The sequence below is a fragment of the Embleya sp. NPDC001921 genome (genome assembly GCF_053594475.1).
The window spans coordinates 111486-129547 of sequence record NZ_JBSFEO010000011.1 but is presented as its reverse complement, the minus strand read 5'-3'; the positions used below and the strand labels follow the sequence as shown (position 1 = coordinate 129547).

Annotated in this window: 13 protein-coding genes; 5 read left to right on the top strand and 8 right to left on the bottom strand. The window is 71.4% G+C overall.

Annotated elements, in window-relative coordinates:
• Window positions 1-23: 23 nt before the first annotated feature.
• Window positions 24-998 (bottom strand): LysR family transcriptional regulator, encoded by a 975-nt coding sequence (locus ACWCPW_RS15765; RefSeq protein WP_449762100.1) that lies wholly within the window; start codon window positions 996-998, stop codon window positions 24-26.
• A gap of 299 nt (window positions 999-1297) precedes the next feature.
• Between ACWCPW_RS15765 and ACWCPW_RS15760 the strand changes: the two genes are divergently transcribed.
• Window positions 1298-1993 carry a type 1 glutamine amidotransferase domain-containing protein gene (locus ACWCPW_RS15760; protein WP_449762099.1) on the top strand — a complete coding sequence of 232 codons (696 nt, stop codon included), beginning with the start codon at window positions 1298-1300 and terminating at the stop codon, window positions 1991-1993.
• A gap of 60 nt (window positions 1994-2053) precedes the next feature.
• Here ACWCPW_RS15760 and ACWCPW_RS15755 read toward each other — a convergent pair whose 3' ends face one another.
• Complete coding sequence (locus tag ACWCPW_RS15755) at window positions 2054-3580, bottom strand: MFS transporter (RefSeq protein ID WP_449762098.1); 1527 nt, start codon at window positions 3578-3580, stop codon at window positions 2054-2056.
• Window positions 3581-3639: 59 nt separating this feature from the next.
• Here ACWCPW_RS15755 and ACWCPW_RS15750 point away from each other — a divergent pair, with 59 nt between their 5' ends.
• Entirely contained in the window at window positions 3640-4824 is a 1185-nt protein-coding gene (locus ACWCPW_RS15750) for an ROK family protein (RefSeq protein ID WP_449762097.1), read from the top strand.
• Between the two features lie 74 nt (window positions 4825-4898).
• Here ACWCPW_RS15750 and ACWCPW_RS15745 read toward each other — a convergent pair whose 3' ends face one another.
• Together ACWCPW_RS15745 and ACWCPW_RS15740 are read right to left on the bottom strand one after the other, a co-directional pair.
• The gene (locus tag ACWCPW_RS15745) at window positions 4899-5744 is read right to left on the bottom strand and encodes a serine/threonine protein kinase (protein ID WP_449762096.1); all 846 of its coding nucleotides are present in this window, start codon (window positions 5742-5744) and stop codon (window positions 4899-4901) included.
• An 858-nt stretch (window positions 5745-6602) separates the two neighbouring features.
• A complete protein-coding gene (locus tag ACWCPW_RS15740; protein ID WP_449762095.1) occupies window positions 6603-7730 on the bottom strand; it encodes an outer membrane protein assembly factor BamB family protein in 1128 nt (375 codons plus the stop codon).
• 148 nt (window positions 7731-7878) lie between these two features.
• Here ACWCPW_RS15740 and trpS point away from each other — a divergent pair, with 148 nt between their 5' ends.
• Both trpS and ACWCPW_RS15730 read left to right on the top strand, forming a co-directional pair.
• The gene (gene trpS / locus ACWCPW_RS15735; protein WP_449762094.1) at window positions 7879-9027 is read left to right on the top strand and encodes a tryptophan--tRNA ligase; all 1149 of its coding nucleotides are present in this window, start codon (window positions 7879-7881) and stop codon (window positions 9025-9027) included.
• A gap of 894 nt (window positions 9028-9921) precedes the next feature.
• Window positions 9922-12054: an MMPL family transporter gene (locus tag ACWCPW_RS15730; protein ID WP_449762093.1), complete on the top strand. Its 2133-nt coding sequence runs from the start codon at window positions 9922-9924 to the stop codon at window positions 12052-12054.
• 212 nt (window positions 12055-12266) lie between these two features.
• Here ACWCPW_RS15730 and ACWCPW_RS15725 read toward each other — a convergent pair whose 3' ends face one another.
• The 3 genes from ACWCPW_RS15725 to ACWCPW_RS15715 form a co-directional block, all read right to left on the bottom strand.
• Entirely contained in the window at window positions 12267-13214 is a 948-nt protein-coding gene (locus tag ACWCPW_RS15725; protein WP_449762092.1) for a MerR family transcriptional regulator, read from the bottom strand.
• Window positions 13215-13299: 85 nt separating this feature from the next.
• Window positions 13300-14928, bottom strand: coding sequence for an ABC transporter substrate-binding protein (locus ACWCPW_RS15720; protein WP_449762091.1), 1629 nt, complete (start codon window positions 14926-14928; stop codon window positions 13300-13302).
• Window positions 14929-15241: 313 nt separating this feature from the next.
• Window positions 15242-16798: an alkaline phosphatase D family protein gene (locus ACWCPW_RS15715; RefSeq protein ID WP_449762090.1), complete on the bottom strand. Its 1557-nt coding sequence runs from the start codon at window positions 16796-16798 to the stop codon at window positions 15242-15244.
• A 219-nt stretch (window positions 16799-17017) separates the two neighbouring features.
• Here ACWCPW_RS15715 and ACWCPW_RS15710 point away from each other — a divergent pair, with 219 nt between their 5' ends.
• Window positions 17018-17470, top strand: coding sequence for an SDR family NAD(P)-dependent oxidoreductase (locus tag ACWCPW_RS15710; protein WP_449762089.1), 453 nt, complete (start codon window positions 17018-17020; stop codon window positions 17468-17470).
• Window positions 17471-17492: 22 nt separating this feature from the next.
• Here the strand turns inward: ACWCPW_RS15710 and ACWCPW_RS15705 are convergent, their stop codons facing one another.
• Window positions 17493-18035, bottom strand: a complete 543-nt coding sequence (locus ACWCPW_RS15705; protein ID WP_449762088.1) for a YqeB family protein — start codon at window positions 18033-18035, stop codon at window positions 17493-17495.
• Between the last annotated feature and the right edge of the window lie 27 nt (window positions 18036-18062).

Sequence of the window (18062 nt, the reverse complement as noted above, 5' to 3'; positions counted from 1 at the left end):
GGCGTCCGCGGGGGGCGGTGGTCTCACCACGTGCGGGCCGCCCGGACCAGGTGTTCGTGGACCAGCGTCAGGTGCGGGTGGTCCGCGGTCCCCGCGCGGCGGACCAGATAGCCGGTGTTGATCGGTGGGTCGTCGGGCGTGAGCAGGGGGACCAGCGCGCCGGACGCGAGTTCGGCCTCGCACAGGTAGCGGGGGAGTACGGTCAGGCCCGCGCCGGCGACCACCGCGGTCAGCACGCCGCGCAGGTCCGGGACGGTGATGGCGGCTCGCTCGGTGAGCCGGGTGCCGAACACGTGGCGCCAGTAGCGGCGGGCGATCGGCAGGTCCTCGGCGTAGCTGACCATCGGTACGCCGCGCAGCGCGACCGGGCCCTCGGCGGCGACCCGATCCGGCCCGATCCGCTCGGCCCAGGCAGGGGCCGCGACCAGCACGAACTCCTCGTCCATCAGCGGTATGGCCGCCAGCGTGCGTCCGCGCGGCCTGATCGTGGCCAGGACCAGGTCGTGCCGACCGGCGCGGAGTCCGTCGAGCAGGTCGTCGGTCATTCCGGTGGTGATCCGCAACAACACGCCGCGCTCGATCAGCGGTGCGAGTACGGGCAACGCGCGCACGCACAGGATCTCGGCGGGACCGGCCAGGTGCACCGGCTCCGCGGGGGTGTCCGCGCCGAACCGGTCCCGGTCGGCGACCTCGGCCAGCGCGTCCAGCGGGTCCGCGACCCGGATCGCCAGGTCGTCCGCGATCGGTGTGGCCGCCACGCCCCTGGGCAACCGCTCGAAGAGCGTCCGCCCCAGCCGGCGCTCGAGTGCGCGGATCTGGGTGGTGACCGTGGGCTGGGACAGGCCGAGGACGCGGGCGGCGCCGGTGAACGAGCCGGCGCGGTGCACCGCCAGGAAGGTGCGCAGCAGGGTCAGATCCAGCGGGCCGCGGGCGCCCGGGTCCGGTATCGACGCCGACCCGGTGCCCGAGGACGATCCATCGGAATCTTCATGGCTCATGGTGGAGAGCCTATTTGAATACCGATGGGTGGGCGATCTAGGTTCGAGTCCGACGGCGTGACGCACCGGCGGCGCGTGCACCGACGGCGTGACGCACCGGGGGTGTGACGCGCCGACGCGACGCACCGAGGGCGCCGCACCGTCCGCAACGAACGACCGGGCGGATCCGACGGCGAACGTCCGACGATCCGCACACGGCGACGATCCGACGCCGCGACGCACCCCACGCACCCCACGAAGCGATCACATGATGGCTCCCGAGCGCACCCGCTCGGCGGCGCCGAATGGAGAGATGACTCATGGCGAAGATCCTGTTCGTGCTCACCGGTTCCGACCACTGGACGCTGGCCGACGGCACGCGGCACCCGACCGGCTTCTGGGCCGAGGAGGCCGCCGCCCCGTTCGAGGCGTTCACCGCTGCCGGCCACGAGGTCGTGGTCGCCACCCCGGGTGGCGTGGCGCCCACCGTCGACCGGGCGAGCCTGGCGCCCGAGGTGAACGGCGGCCCCGACGGGGTGGCCGCGGTGACCTCCGCGCTGGAGCGGTTCACCGCGCTGCGCACGCCGATCGACCTGGCCGACGTCGATCTCGCCGACTACGCCGCGGTCTTCTACCCCGGCGGCCACGGGCCGATGGAGGACCTCGCGGTGGACGCGACCTCCGGTGCGCTGCTCACCGCGGCGCTCGACTCGGGCAAGCCGCTGGGCGTGGTCTGCCACGGGCCGGCCGCGCTGCTCGCCGCGAAGCGCGCCGACGGCACCTCGTCGTTCGCCGGCTACCGGCTGACCGCGTTCACCAACGCCGAGGAGACGCAGGCCGGCTTCGCGGACAGGGCCCGGTGGCTGCTCCAGGACCGCCTGACCGCACTGGGAGTCGACTTCCGGGAGGGCACTGCCTGGGCACCCTACGTGGTCGTCGACCGCAACCTGTACACCGGCCAGAACCCCTCCTCCTCCGCCCCGTTGGCCGCCGAACTGGTCAAGGTCCTGGGCTGACCCGGGCGCCGACCGGCGCCGCCGACGTGCGGCGGCGCCGGTCGGTTCCGTGCTCGGGTGTCACCGGCGGTCCGTCGGCAGGGGTGACACCGAGGTCACCGCGCCCGAGGTCGACGTGCCGACGAGGGCGGGCGGCACGTTGCCCGGAGCGGACGGTGCGTCGCCCGGCCCGGCCGGCCCGGTGTCGGTGCCGCGCGGGGCGGCCGTGGGATTGAGCATGCGGGCGGCCGGGATGAGGATCGCGGTGAGCACGGCGACCACCGCGAACGAGGCGCTCAGCGACGCGCGGTCGGCGATGCCGCCGACGAGGGCGGGGGCGATCAGGCCGGACGTGTAGGTGACCGTGGCCACGCCCGCGATGGACTGACTCGGGTCGTCACCGATCCGCCCGGCCGCCGCGAAGGTCAGCGGGAGGACCGCGGACACGCCCACGCCCAGCAGCGCGAAGCCGAGCGCGGCGGGCAGTGGGGAGTGCGCGGTCGCCACCAGGATCGCGCCGATCGTGGCCAGGACCGCGCCGGCCCGGACCGTACGGGTCACCCCGAACCGGTCCACGACCGTGCCCGAGACCAGCCGGGCGATGGCCATCGTGCAGGCGAAGCCGGTGTAGGCGAGGGCCGCGACGCCGGGGGAGGCGTCCGCGACCTCCTTGAGGTGTACCGCGCTCCAGTTCATTCCGGCGCCCTCGGCGAAGATCGCGCAGAAGCCGACCGCGCCGATCACGAGCACCGGGCGGGACGGCAGCGCGAAGCGTGGCGGGGCCTTCGCGCCGGCGGTGGGACGCGCGTCGAGCAGGTCGCGGCCGGCGAACCAACCCGCCGACGCGAGCAGCAGGGCCAGGATGGCGAGGTGTACGCGGGCGTCCAGTCCGGCGAACGCGGCGGCCGCGCCCAGGCCCGCGCCGACCAGCGCGCCCGCGCTCCACATTCCGTGCAGCAGTGGGAGCGTCGAGCGGCCGAGCCGCCGTTCGACCACGAGCCCCTGGGTGTTCATCGCGACGTCGGACATGCCCGCGCCCACGCCGAACACCAGCAACGCCGCGCACAGCCACGGCAGACCGGGCGCGGACGCGGGCAGCAGGGGCACCGCGCACCACAGCGCGATCAGGCAGCGCAGCGCGGTCCGGCCCCCGTGTCGGTGCACCAGCGACGCGGCCAGCGGCATCGCCAGCGAGGCGCCGACGGCGGGCGCGGCCAGCGCGAGGCCCAATTGGCCCGGGCTCAGATCGAGATGGTCCTGAAGCCAGGGCAGGCGGGACGCGAAGCCGCCGCCGACCGCGCCGTGCACGGCGAAGATCAGGCTTGCCGCGATCCGGGCCCGACCGGCCTCGGCGACCTCGGTGGTGGACGGATCGGGCGGTGGCGGTGGTGCCTCCGTCGCCGTGGGCGGCGGGGCGGACGAGGCGAGCGGCGAGATGTCGGGCGTGTGCGAGAGCGCTTGCGGCGGCGTCGGTGAAGTCGCCTGTGCGGGCGACTGCGCGGGTGCCTGCGACGGTGTCTGCGAGGTCGCCCGCGACGGCGTCCGCGAAGGCGATTGCGGAGTCGAGGGCAGGCCGGCGGTGTTCGGCGACATGGAAGTCTGCGTCATGGTGCGATAAATTATCAGGCAAGGTTCCTGAAAGAAAGAGTCTGCGAGGATCGGTATCCATGACAGCCGCCCATACCGCGACGCCGAGCACGGCCCGTGCGATCAACGACCGCCTGGCGCTCGATCTGCTGATCGAGCACGGCCCGTTGACCGCCTCCCAGCTCAAGACCCTCACCGGACTGTCCCGCCCCACGGTCGCGGATCTGGTCGAACGCCTCGGTGGCGCGGGCCTGATCCACCTGGTCGGCGAGGCGGGCGAGCGACAGCGCGGCCCGAACGCGCGGCTGTACGGCATCGTCGCCGAGCGCGCGCACATCGCCGGCCTGGACGTGCGCGTGGGCGGGGTCGAGGTGGCCGTCGCCGATCTGGCCGGCCGGACCGTCGCGACCGGCGCGCTGGCGATACCGCCGGATCGCGATCCCGCACAGGCCCTCGCCGATGTGCTCGAACTGGTCGACGACGCGGCGACCCGGGCCGGCGCCGACACGCTGCACACCTTCGGGATCGGTGCTCCCGGCCTGATCGACCCGGTCTCCGGCAACCAGCGCTCGGCCGACTTCCTGCCGGGCTGGCACGCCCTCCTGGTGACCGCGCTGCGCGAGCGCGGTCGGGTGGTCCTGGAGAACGAGGTCAACCTCGCCGCCATCGCCGAACAGCGCCTGGGCGCGGCCCAAGGCCTGGACACGTTCGTGCTGGTCTGGCTCGGCCAGGGCATCGGCGCGGGCGTGATGCTGGACGGGCGGCTGCGCCGTGGAGCTTCGGGCGGCAGCGGTGAACTGGGCTTCCTCCCGGTCCCGGGCACCGGTCACCTGCCCTCGCGCACCGACTGCAAGGGCGGCTTCCACACGCTGGTCTCCGGTGTCGCGATCGAGGAACTGGCCGCCCGGCACGGCTTCACCGGCAATGCCGTGGAATGCGTCCGGGCGGCGGTCGAGCAGGAGGGCTCGACGCGGCAGGCGCGGGCGGGTGCGGCGTTCCTGGACGAACTCACCGGCCGGGTGGTGCTCGGAGTCGCCGCGCTGGCGGTCATCCTCGACCCGGGCTGTGTGGTGCTGGGCGGCGAGACCGGACGGGCCGGCGGCACGGTGCTGGCCGATCGGGTGGAGGCCGCACTCGCCGAGGCGACTCCGCTGACCACACGGGTGCTGGCGGGCACGGTGCCCGGCAACGCGATCCTGGACGGTGCCGTGCTGACCGCCCTCGACGAGGCGCGCGACGACCTGTTCGGCCGACCTCGGCGCTGAGCCCGCCGGGTGTCACGCCTTCCGGTGGGCGTCCGAAGTGCCGGACGTGCCCGAGGCGTCCGGGGCTCGGGTGCTCACACCCGGTGCGAGCCGGAGAGCAGACCGGCGGGCGCGACCGCGCTCCACGCGTCGAAGAGTTCGGTGACGTTCAGGTAGCGCTCGGCCGGGTCGCGCCGGGTCGCCCGCTCGACCACGGCGAGTTGGGCCAGCGTGCCGCGCCACGCGCGCTCCTCGTCGCCCGCGTCCAGCAGCAGGCGCAGCGTGCGGCCGAGCAGGAACACGGTGCCGGCGCGGGTGACCAGCGCGCCGCGCCGACTGTGCTCGGGCGGCATGTACCGGGTCGACCCGGACAGCCGCGCGCAGTCGAGCACGAACGGCGTGTTGCGATACTCGTCCAGGTCGATCAGGTGCACGCGCCGCGCGTCGAAGTCGTACAGCACGCACCCGTCGTACCAGTCCACGCCCACGTAGCCGGCCGCGTCGATCAGCCGGTGCGCGTCGAGGATCGCGTCCAGGGCGGCGTGTACGTCCTCCAACGGCAGCGCCCGGAAGCGGGCGAGCGGCGAGGCCGCGCCGGTGCGCAACTGCTTGCCCGCGCGCTTGACCGTCGAGTGGTAGAGCACCTCGCCCGTGCGCCACGGCCCCACCGTCACCGGGACACCGTTGGCGTTGAACGCGTGCAGCACCGGCACGATCGCCGGATGTCGTACGTGCGCGTGCAGGTCGATCGCGCGGCGCAGGCTGAGCGCGGACGCGGGGTTGGGGCCGGTCTTGACGAACCAGTTCCCCTCGGCGTGCACGCCGTAGGAGACCGCCCCGGAGTCCTGGTCGCCGAACGTGGTGTGCACGGTCCCGATCGAGCGCAGGAAGTCGGCAGGGTTCTGCGCGGTGTCGATGGCGTCGAGCAATGGGTGCGGCACGGCGGTGGGCCTTTCCTGGCGGGTGTTCCGGACCCGCCGCCCGGGTGTCGGCAGCGTGGAGACGGATCGAGCCTGTGGGCATCGGGTCCTTGTAGGCGACGGTAGCGCCCTCGGGAAGGGCGATGGGGCGTTTTCGGCGGAAGCCCCGCAGATGAGGGGCCTGCCAGGGGCGGTCGGAGCGGGCGAAGGAACACGAATTCGGGGCACTGTGTCAGCAAGCGCGGCAATTGCGCGACCGCGCCCCGGGGCGATCTCACACCCTCTCGCGGGCTCGGTTTCCACGCCGGGTCGGCCCGACGAGGCGGAGCGCGGTGGGCCCGCCACATCCGCCTCGTCCGCCGCGCCGCGGAGGGATACCTCCCCAAAGGTTCTCCACAGCGCTATTCGGATCGGTTCGGGTGGGTTCCCGGCTCGACCGGCCGGCTCGGAGCCGGTGGTCCGCTCGTCGGTGGCCTGGAGCCGGTGGTCCGGGCGTCGGTGGTCCGGGGGGTCGGTGATCGGGAACGGAAACAGGGGAGTCGCCGGCCGGCCGAAGCCAACCGGGGCGAACCCACGTTCGACCAACGCGGTTCGCGACCGGCATCTCTTCCGCCCGGCCGTCCCGACCCCGACACCACGAATCCGGGCAGCCGAACACGACACAACAGCCGGCCGTTGCCACGCTAGCCCGCAACGAGCCCTCCGCGACAGGCGATTACCGGACACATACGCCAAGTGCGCCATACCAGCCCGCGCTTCGGACGGCCCGGGTTCACATTTCGGCACGGCGACGTGCGCTTCGGACGCCCGGAACCGAAGTCCGGCACCCCGAGGCGTGCTTGCCGCGGGCTCGCGAGCAACGGCCGCGCCCGTCCCCGCTCAGGCGTCGTCGTCGACGGCGGCGGCCAGTACCGTGCCTCGGGTGAGCAGGAATACTTCCGAACCGCCGTCGCCGCGGAGTTCGGCGACCCGACGGTGGAGCGAGGTGCGCCGGACGATGCCCCCGTCCGGATCGAGGTGGAGCAGCGTGCCGTTGCGAGTGACCATCGCGAACCCCGAAGGCGTGCCGGCCACCCCGTCGGCCAGGGGTTGTGCGATGTCCACGCGCCATCGAAGCGTCCCGTTCGCGGGGTCCACGGCCCGGTAACCGTCCCGCCCTTCACGCACGAAGAGCAGACCGCCGACGTATTTGACGGCCCCCGCCGGAAGTTCCCGCCCATTCATCGGCAACTCACCCACCACGTCCGACCCTTCACGGATCACCGCGAGCGAACCCGGCCCACACCTTGCGACCACCCGACCTGCACCCCCGGGCGTGAATACCGGTCCGCCGTCGATCATCCCCAGTGTCCCGGGCAGCCCCGCCCGCCACACCTCGACACCCGTCCGAGGGTCGATCGCCCACACCCGCGAGCCCTCCGCCTCCGCCATCAGCGCCAGGTGCCCCAATCGCGCCGGCAGTACCGTGGCACACCCCGGGCGCGCCTCCCACAACTGTTCGCCGGTCCGCAGGTCGAGCGCTCGCACCGGGGACCATCCACGCCATCCACCGATCAGCACCACATCTGCGATCACCGCGACATGCCCGGTCCATTTCGACACGCCGATCCGCCACCGCGGCGACCCGGTCGCGAGGTCGAGGCAGTCGAGGCGGTCCGGGCTCTGCGGCCGCACCAGGCACACGTCGCCTGCTCGCACGATGTTCCGCGGCCAGTCGCCGACCCGCGCGTCCCACGTCACCGAGCCGTCGTGGCGGTTCAGCCGCACGAGCCGGCTGGTCCGCTCGTGGACCAGTACATGGTCGTCGGCGACCAGAACCGAGGAGATCGCGCCGCGCTGGTGCAGGGCTCGTTCCCAAAGAGGTGGCGTGATCATCGCGCCACTCCACCAGAGGCCCGAGCGGTCCGGCAATCCGATGGTGGGCGGTGGTCGGCGAGATGTCTCGGGTACGGGGGAGTTGCCCGTGGGGGTGTAGGGGGCGGGGTATGGTTGGGGGATGCGGTTCACAGCGGGTCAGAGTTGGTGGCGCTCCTTCTAGGGGCGACCACCATTCGTGCATGACCAGGGTCGTTCGGACGGACGGCCCTTTTTTGTGCCCTGGATCAGGGGTGGGTGCCGTCGGGACGGCGACCCGTCCACCGACCAGGAGAAGATCATGACCGGCACACCGAACACCACGATGCACACCTCCGGTTCGGTCCTTCCGACCGAGTCGGCGGACCCGATCGACCTGACCGACTCGATCGACTCGATCGGTACGAACGCCGCGCAGGCTCGAAGTGCCGTTCTCGAAGCGCGGATTCGCCGCGAACCTGGGCGATTTCGAGTGCTCACCGGAGACCGCCCGACCGGACGGCTGCATCTGGGCCACTATTTCGGCACCCTGCACAATCGGGTGCGCCTGCAGAATCTGGGTGTCGAGCAATACCTGGTCATCGCCGACTACCAGGTGCTCACCGACCGCGACGTGGCCGACCGGCTGACGGAGTACGTCGACGGGCTGCTGCTCGACTACCTGGCGGTCGGGATCGACCCGGACCGGACCACGATCTTCACGCACAGCGCCATTCCGGCCCTCAACCAACTGCTGCTGCCCTTCCTCAGCCTGGTCTCGGTCGCGGAGTTGAGCCGCAACCCGACGGTCAAGGACGAGATCGCGCACTCGCGGCAGGCCGCGGTGAGCGGACTGATGTTCACCTATCCCGCGCACCAGGCGGCCGACATCCTGTTCTGCAAGGGCAACCTGGTTCCGGTCGGCCAGGACCAACTGCCGCACCTGGAGCTGACCCGCACCATCGCCCGCCGCTTCAACGACCGCTACCCGGCCGGCGGGCGTCCCGTCTTCCCCGAACCCGAGGCGCTGTTGTCGGCCGCACCGCTGCTGCTCGGCACCGACGGCACCAAGATGAGCAAGAGCCGGGGCAATGCGATCGCGCTGGAGGCGACGGCGGACGAGACGGCGAAACTCATCCGCGGGGCCAAGACCGACGCCGACCGGCACATCACCTACGACCCCGCGACCCGCCCGGAGGTCTCCGGCCTGGTCCTGTTGGCCGCGCTCTGCCAGGGCCGCGACCCGCATCGGGTCGCGGAGGAGATCGGTCCGGCGGGCGCCGCCGCGCTCAAGCGGACCGTCACCGAGGCGGTGAACGAGTTCCTGGCCCCGATCCGGGCCCGCCGAGCCGAGTACGCGCGCGACCCGGCCCAGGTCCGGCGCATCCTGCACGCGGGCAACGAACGGGCGGACACGGTGGCCCGGGCGACGTTGCGCGAGGTGCGCGAGGCGATGACGAGCCTCTACTGAATACAAGCCACACCAGCCACACAAGCCACACAAGCCAAGCCACGCATGGGCGTCAGCGGAGGCGGCCCAAATCAGGAAGAGGAATGACCTGAATCAGCGGGAGAATCGACCCGACGGTTCGGCGGTGACGCCCGCCGGGGTCGACGACAGGGAGTGGGCATGACGGGCACGGGCCGGGCACCGGCGGACGGTGCTCGACGACGGCCGGCGGTGACCCTCGACGCGTTGGTCCGGGCGCCGTCGTTGCCCGCGGACACCTACCCGCACCTGGTGGCGACCGCGCGCCAACTCAACCGGGCCGGGCATCGACGCGCGCTTCGAGTCCGTCCTCGAACGTTTCCTGGACGGACTGGCCCTGCTGCCCCGGACGACGAGGGCCGACCCGGACACAACCGGCCCGACCGACCCGACCGACCCGACCGGCTCGCCCGAACCGACCCGACCAACCGGCGCGACCGGTTCGCCAGAAGCAACCCAACCAACCGACTCGATCGGTTCGACCGACCCGACCGAGGAGGCCTGACGACGAGCCGCGAGGGCCGGACGGTAGGCTCGCGTGCCCGCTCCGTCATGATTCGACGTTGAATCACGCCTCGAATTCGGCGAGTTCACCAGGAATTAACCCGCCCTGTGCCCAACTGGGCGGTATTCGGTGGACGGTGGTGCCATCCATCCAGGACAATCCGCCGTCGGACTGTCGGCAAGCGATCAGTTTCGGGGCGCCGCGCAGTCTGAACTCCTGTATGCACCACAACTATTTCGACACCGTCCGGTTGGCTCCGGGCGGTGTCGTGGACAGTCTCGATCACCGGCCGTCAAACCCGGCGTCGAGCTGACTCCATGTTGTCGATCGACCGCTGCTTCCTTGGAATCAGCCCATCAGCTGGGGGAAACATGAACCGGATCAAGGCGCTTGCGGCGTTGCCGTGCGGGCGTCGATCCAAGTGGGTCGTGCTGGCCTTGTGGGTGGTGTTGCTCGTCGTGGCAATGCCGCTCTCGAGCAAGCTGACCGACGCTCAGAACAACGAGGTCTCGTCCTGGCTGCCCGCCGAGGCCGAGTCCACGAAGGTCATCCACGAACAGAAGGACTTCCGCCCGGACACGACGGTTCCCGCCGTCGTGGTCTACGAGCGGCAGTCCGGCCTCACGCCGGACGACACGAAGGCGATAGCCGAGGACCGGGCCAAGTTCGGCACCGCCAAGGGTGTCACGAACCAGGTCGAGCAGCCGGCGTTCGATCCGCTGAACAAGGCCGCGCAGACCCTGGTTCCGATCACCGTCAAGGACGGCGGCTGGAACGACCTCAATGTCGCGGTCGATCAACTCAAGGAAGCTCTGAAGGACAATCCGGCGGGCCTGAAGTCGTACGTCACCGGCCCGGCCGGCCTCGGCTCGGACCAGGCCTCCGCGTTCGAGGGCATCGACGGGACGCTGCTGTACGCGACGCTGGGCGTGGTCGTCCTGATCCTGCTGTTCACCTACCGCAGCCCGGTGTTGTGGCTGCTCCCGGTGATCTCGGCGGTCGCGGCGCTGTTCATGGCGCAGGCCGTGGTGTACCTGTTCACCAAGGCCGGCCTGGTCGTCAACGGGCAGAGCGCGGCCATCCTGACCGTGTTGATCTTCGGCGCCGGCACCGACTACGCGTTGTTGCTGATCGCGCGCTATCGCGAGGAGCTGCACCGGTACGAGGACCGGCACGACGCGATGGCCGCCGCGCTGCTCCGTGCCGGTCCGGCGATCGTGGCCAGTGCCGCGACGGTCGGCGTCGGCATGTTGTGCCTGATGGCCGCCGAGATGCAGTCCACCAAGGGCCTGGGCCCGGTCTGCGCGCTCGGTGTCCTGGTCGGCCTGGTCGCGATGACCACGCTGCTGCCCGCGCTGCTGGTGATCGTCGGCCGCTGGGTGTTCTGGCCGATCCGCCCGGCGTACGAGCCGGACGCCGTCACGCACGACGAGAACGGCATCTGGGCCAAGGCCGGCCGGCAGATCGCCCGCGGTCCGCGTCTGGTGTGGATCGTGACCGCGGTCATCCTCGGCGTGATGACCATCGGTCTGACCAACCTCAACGGCGACGGCATCGCCAACAAGGACTCGTTCACCAACAAGCCGCAGTCGATCAGCGGCCAGGAGGTCTCCGAGCGCTACTTCCCGGCGGGCTCCGGTGACCCGATCGTGGTGATCGGCCGGGAGTCGGCCGGGGCGACGCTGATGCAGACGCTTCAGGCGACCCCCGGGATCGCCCCCAACGGCGTGCGCCAGACCGGTGCGGCGAACGGGCGGGTGCAGATCGAGGGCGTGATGAGCGACTCGCCCGACTCGGCGGCGGCCAAGGCGACCGTCGACCGGGTCCGCGCCGCGATGCACGCGGTACCGGACGGCGCGGCCAAGGTCGGCGGCGGCACGGCGACCCAGATGGACATCGCCAAGGCGTCGAAGCACGACGACAAGGTGATCATCCCGCTCATCCTGCTCGTGGTGCTGATCGTGCTCGGCCTGCTGCTGAGGGCGGTGATCGCGCCGTTGGTGCTGATCGCCACCGTGGTGTTGTCCTTCGCCGCGGCTCTGGGCATCAGCGTGTTCCTCTTCGAGCACCTGTTCGGCTTCAAGGGCACGGACGTGAGCTTCCCGCTGTTCGTCTTCGTGTTCCTGGTGGCACTGGGCATCGACTACAACGTGTTCCTGATGAGTCGGGTGCACGAGGAGTCGAAGCGGCACGGGACCCGGCGCGGCGTGCTGATCGGGCTGTCCGCGACCGGTGGTGTGATCACCTCGGCCGGCCTGGTGCTGGCCGCCACCTTCGCGGTGCTCGGCACGCTGCCGATCGTCTCGTTCGCCGAGATGGGCTTCACCGTCGCGCTGGGCGTGTTGCTGGACACCTTCATCGTGCGCTCGGTCCTGGTCACCGCGCTGGGTCTGGACATCGGCCGCAAGATCTGGTGGCCGAGCAAGCTCGCGCAGCGCCCGGACGAGGAGGACGAGCCGAAGGCCGGTGGCGACGGCGACCGGGAAGGCGTCCTGGTGAGCTGATCCATCACGGGGCCGGTTCCACCGGCGCCGGATGATCGAGGGTGGTGGGCGGATCGCATCCGCCCACCACCCTCTTCGTGTCGGGGCCGGAGTCCGTGGCCCCAGGGCAAGGAATGCGCGGGCCCGCCCACGGCGAGGTCGCCTGCGGCGAAACCCCGCCCACGGCGCGGCCGTACGCCCCGAGCCCGCTGCGGCCCGGGGCGTGCGGGGGACTACGCGGTGCCGTTCCGGGCGCGGAGCGCGGCGAGGAACCACGCGAAGACCGGCGTCATGCTCGGCCAGGACGGCCAGCCGTTCATCACGCTCAGCAACTGCCAATAGCGCTCGGCGCGCGGGTCGCCACCGATCTCGAAGCGTTCGACCAGCCAGGCGACGAAGGCCGCGTCGGGCGTGCGATCGAACGCGGCGGCGTACTGCGCGAGCAGGTCGGCGACCACCGGTTCGGCCTCGGGCGAGGTCGGCTCGACGCCGGCCGTACGGGCCGCCTCGACCAGTTCGCGGGTGACCGTGGTCAGCCGCTCGTGTGCGTCCGGCGCGACGTCTTCGCCGCGGCCGCGCTCCTGCGCCTGGTACTCGGCCATCCGCCGAATCGACGCGCGGAAGTCGGGGTCGGCGACCAACTCGCCGAGCTCGACCCACGCCTCGACCTGCTCGGATGTCGGGTCGTCCGGCAGGTTCGGCAGTCCGCAGCGCATCCTGGCCAGGAAGTCCGGGTCCACGTCCAGGTCGGCGAAGGTCGCGTCGAGGAAGTCGGTGATGATCCTCCGGCGTTCCTCGTCGGACAGTTTCGCGAGCTTGTGCATCAGTTCCAACTCCTCGGGACTCGATCCCCGCCGAGCCACCGCGCGCAGCACGGCCCGACGCAGCCGCAGGGTGCGGATCTGCGTGTCCACCGCGTTCGCGTGCGCCAGCGCGACCTCGCCGACGGTGACCTCGCGCGCCAACACGCGACGGATGGTCTCCAGATCGATGCCGAGGTCACGCAGCGTGCGCACGAGTTCGAGGCGGACCAGCGCGTCGAGGTCGTACAGCCGGTAGCCGGCCGGACTTCGTTGAGTGGGCGGCACGACACCCGCGTCCGCGTAGAACCGGATCGTGCGAACCGACAAGCCGGTCCGCCGCGCCAGGTCGCCGATCGAATACAGGGTCGCGCCGTCCATGTCCCTCACCGTGCCGTCTCCACCGGGTGGAGACTCAAGTCCGAGCCCCGAGCCTACGAGTTCGCGGCCCGCGGAGCGGCCCTGATCAGCCCTTGAGCCCGATCCGGTCCATCAGCACCATGCCGTCGTTGGTGAGCACCATGCCCACCACCGTCGAGCGGTGGAACCCGGTGACCACGGACGACTGGTACGTCCACAACGGCGCGTCCTGCTTGAGCTGCGCGGCGATCGCGGTATACGCGGCCTTGCGCTGGGCCGCGTCGTTCGTGGTCCGGGCCTTGTCCAGGTTCTGGTCCACGGTGGGGTTGGCGTACAGCAGGTAGTTGTTCGGGCTGGTGCTGTACAGGTTCACGTACAGCCCGGGTTCGGCGTCCGAGAGGTAGTAGCTGAACATCGCGGCCTGGTAGTTCTTGTTGATCACGATGTCGGTCTGGAACGCGGCGATGGGCATCGGGGCGATCTTGACGCCGATGTTCTTCAGGCCCTGGAGCGAGGTCATGATGTATTCGGCGGTCCGCTGCGCGTTCGCGTTCTGCGGGATCGAGTATGTGAAGTCCAGCGGCTTGCCCTCGGCCGCCAACTCGTTCAGCAGCCGCTGCGCCTCCGCGCGGTCGGTGCGTTGAACGGTCTCGGTACCCGGGTCCACCAGCGGGCTGTCCGGCGGGAAGATGCTGTGCGTGGGCGTGCCGTTGCCGCTGAAGGAGATCTTGTTCACCTCGTTCGCGTCCAGCGCGAGCTGCACCGCGCGGCGGGCCCGGACGTCGTCGAACGGGGCGCGTTTGTTGTTGAAGTAGAGCGACTCGCCGCCGATGATCGTGACGACCTTGGTCTCCAGGCCCTTCTGCTTGGCCTTGACCGGGTCCTCCGCGTTGACCGACACCTTCAGGTCGGCGCCGCCGGAGTAGACGGTCTCCAGGGCCTGCGTGCTGTCCTGGATGATCTTGAACACCACGGTGTCCGCGTACGGCTTGCCCGCGCCCTGCCAGTAGCCCGGGTTCTTGACGAACGTCATGTGGTCGCCGTTGGTCCACTCCTTGAACGTGTACGGACCGGCGCCGACCGGACTGCGGGCGAAGCCGGCCGGGTCCTTGCGGTAGGCGGCGGGCGAGACGATGAAGGCCAGGTTGGACGCGACGATGTGGTCGAAGTTGGCGTTCGGACCGGTCAGCGTGATCTTGAGCGTGGTGGGGTCGACCACCTCGGTGGCCTTGACCGCCTGGATCGTGCCCGCCTGGTACGACTTGCGCGCCGGTGCGGCGTGCTCGTCCCAGGTGAACTTCACCGCCGCCGCGTCGTAGGGCGTGCCGTCGGAGAACTTGACGTTCGGCTTGAGCTTGAGCGTCCACGAGGCGTTGCCCGGGTCCGGGGTCAGGCTTTCGCCGATCTGCGGCATCACCTTGCCGGTTTTCGCCTCGTGCCAGAACAGCGAGTCGTAGACCGCGTTGAGCCGGCTGTTGTCGGTATAGGAGTTGCTCAGCGCACCGAACGGGTCCATCGAGCGCATGTCGCTCGCCATTGCCACGGTCAGCGTCCCGCCGCTCTTGGGTGCGACCGTGGAGGTGTCCGCGTCCTTGGCCGCCTTGTCCTCGCCGCCACCGCACGCGCCCAGCACCAGGCACGCGGCGACGGCGGGGATCACGGTACGGAAGGCGCGCCCGCCGGCGGGGCTCCGGGCCGGGTCGTCGGGGCCCGGTATAACGCGTTTCGTGTCCATGTCTGTGCCTCGCTTCGATCTGTGCGCCGACCCCCGAGGGGCAACCGGTGGCGGAGCATAATCGAAGCCGCGAACGATCTTTGTCGCGCTTTTTCGGGTACTGATGGATGTTTCGCCCGGCGCGGCCCCGCCGCCGCCCCGGCACCCCTCCGGCGGCGCCCGCGGGCAAGTTCCGTATCGATTGGTCCGGTTGATCGACCGCGCCCGGAAGCCCTCGTCCGCGACGAGGGCTTCCGGGCGGTGTGCCGAGTCGGGTGCCGGATGTCTGTCGGGTGCCCGACTCCCCGGTACCCGCCGCGCTGTGCGGCAGGTGTCAGCGCACCGGCCGCAGGGTCTTGCTCCACAGCACGGTGGAGGCGCCGTCGCGCAGATTGACCGTCAGATCACCCGAGGGGCCGTCGATCTCGACTTCGCCGAAGTGCTGGAACCCTTCCAACGGCGAGTAGTTCGCGCGCGGCGGAGCGTGCACGAACTCGGCCTTCGGGCCGAACGTGCCGTCCAGCGCGTTGGGGCCGAACGCGCCCGCGTTCAACGGACCCGAGACGAACTCCCAGAACGGGTCGAAGTCCTTGAACGCCGCCCGCGCGGGGTCGTAGTGGTGCGCCGCGGTGTAGTGCACGTCGGCGGTCAGGAACACGATGCCGCGCACGCCGCGTCGTTGCGCGGTGCGCAGGATCGTGGCGAACTCCATCTCCCGACCCAGCGGCTGTCCCGGGTCGCCCTGCGCGACGCCCTCCTGTGCGGCGGCGCCGTCCGGCACCACCAGGCCCAGCGGCAGGTCGTTGGCGATCACCTTCCAGGTGGCCCGGCTCTGCGACAGCCCCTCGATCAGCCACCGCCGCTGCCGGTCGCCGAGCAGCCCGCGCTCGGGGTCGGCGTAGCGGTTGTCGCCGTTGGGGTCCTTGTAGGTGCGCATGTCCAGGACGAACACGTCCAGGTGCCGGCCGTAGGAGAGCTTGCGGTAGACCCGGTCGTCACCGATCGGCACCCACTCGCGGAACGCCTGCCTGGCGCGCGCGGCGAGCACGTCGACGCGCTTCTCGGTGTAGCGCGCGTCGTCCAGGATCTGGCCCGGGTACCAGTTGTTGCGCACCTCGTGGTCGTCCCACTGGTTGATCTGGGCGACCTCGGCGGCGAACGCCCGGTAGTTGCGGTCGAGCAGGTTGTAGGCGAACTGGCCCCGGTACTCGGTCAGCGACTCGGCGACCTTGGACTTCTCCGGCGTGACCACGTTGTGCCAGATCCGGCCGTCGGGCAGCGGCACGCTCTCCACCAGCGGGCCGTCCGAATAGACCGTGTCGCCGCTGTTGAGGAAGAAGTCCGGACGCAGCCGGCGCATCTGCTCGAAGATGGTCATGCCGCCGATGTCCGGGTTGCTGCCCCAGCCCTGGCCGACGGTGTCGCCGGACCACACGAACCGCACGTCGGAGCGGCTGCGCTCGCTCGGCGCGGTGAACAGCGAACCGGTCACCGCCTCGCCGGCCGCACCGCGCTCGCCCTCGACCCGGACGCGGTAGTGGATCCGCCGCCCCGCCGGCAGGTCGCGCAGGCGAACCCGGCCGGTGAGGTCGCCGGCCGGGGTCAGCCACGGACCCCGTACGCGGTGCGCGTCGCGCAGGTCGGGCCGGGTGCCGTACTCGACGATCAGCCGACCGGGCCGATCGGCGCGGCCCCACACGATCGCCGAGGACGCGGTGGCGTCGCCGCTCTGCACACCGTGGCTCAGGCTCGGCCGGCCGGAGGCCACGTACGCGGGCGCGTCCGACGTCGAGGCCGAGGCCGTGCTCGCGCCCACCACAGGAGCGATCGCCAGGCCCGCGCCGACGACGGAACCGGTGCGCAGGAGGGTCCTTCTGTCCACTGAGGTCATGGACATGTGTGTAGTGGCGCCGGGCGACGTACCGGCGAACGCCGGCTTGCCGGTTCGTCAAGTCTGGTCGGCGGGCCGGGGGCGACCGGACGCTCGGGCACGCGGGCGGCGGGCCGGGCGAGGTGTCTCTTGTTTCCGTCGGCCGCTGCGCCGATGATCCGTTCCACGCGGGCGCCGGCCGCGCCGGGTGGCCGGCCGTGACGAAGGGCGGGCCACGGCATGGGCGCACGGTTCGACGGACAGCGGGTGCTCGTGACGGGCGCGTCCTCCGGGATCGGCGCAGCGACCGCACGCGCGTTCGCCCGCGAGGGCGCGGTGGTCGGGCTGGGTGCGCGCCGGACCGAGCGGCCGGCGCGGGTGCCGGCCGACCTTCGCGAGGACAGCCCCGACTCGCGGATGTGGCCGTTGGACCCGGCCGAGGTGGAGGCCCTCCCGGACTTGGCGGCGACGGTGGAGCGGGAACTCGGCGGGGTGGACATCCTGGTGAACAACGCCGGCATCCCCAAGCGGCGGCGCGGCGCGAAGTTGTCCGGCGAGGATCTGCGCGAGGTGACGACCGTCAACTACGAGGCGCCGGTCCGGCTGACCGCCGCGCTGCCGCCCGCGATGCCGACGCGGGGCACCGGACACGTGGTCAACCGCGCGATGCGCGAGCGCCTGACACCGCGCTGACCCGGAGCCCATCAGGCACGCGCTACCCGGGCTCGTCGGTGGTGCCGTGCTCGCGCCAGGGGTAACCGTGTGCCCGGAACGCCCGGGCCACCGCGTGCCGGCCGACCCGCGGCAGGCCCCCGCCGAGCGGGTGGGCGTCGTGGTCGAACAGGACCACCCGCTTGTCGTCGAGCCGGACCGCGCCTATCGCGGTCCGCTCGATCGTGGTGCTCCGGTCGTTGTGCTCGAGCAGGACCCGGGTGTCGGTGAGGGTGAAGCGGGTCGACTCCGCGACGGCGACGAAGGCGACGCCCAGGCCCAGGATCAAGCCGAGGACCGCGCCGAGGGCGACCTGCGACGGCTGCTCCGCGGCGCCGACGATGCGCACGACCGAGCGCATGGGAAGGATCGGCAGTTCCATCGCCAGCCGGGCCAGCGGCGGCAGCACGAACCCGAGCAACAGTCCGAGCGCCGGTATCCCGCCGAAGATCACCAGCCGATCCGCGCGCGAGTAACCCAGGACCGTGCGCCCCTCGGCGGCCTGCGCCGCCCACCCGTCCGTGTGGGCGGTCCGCTCGTCGGCCATGGCGTGCCCTTCCCTTCCCCCGCGGTG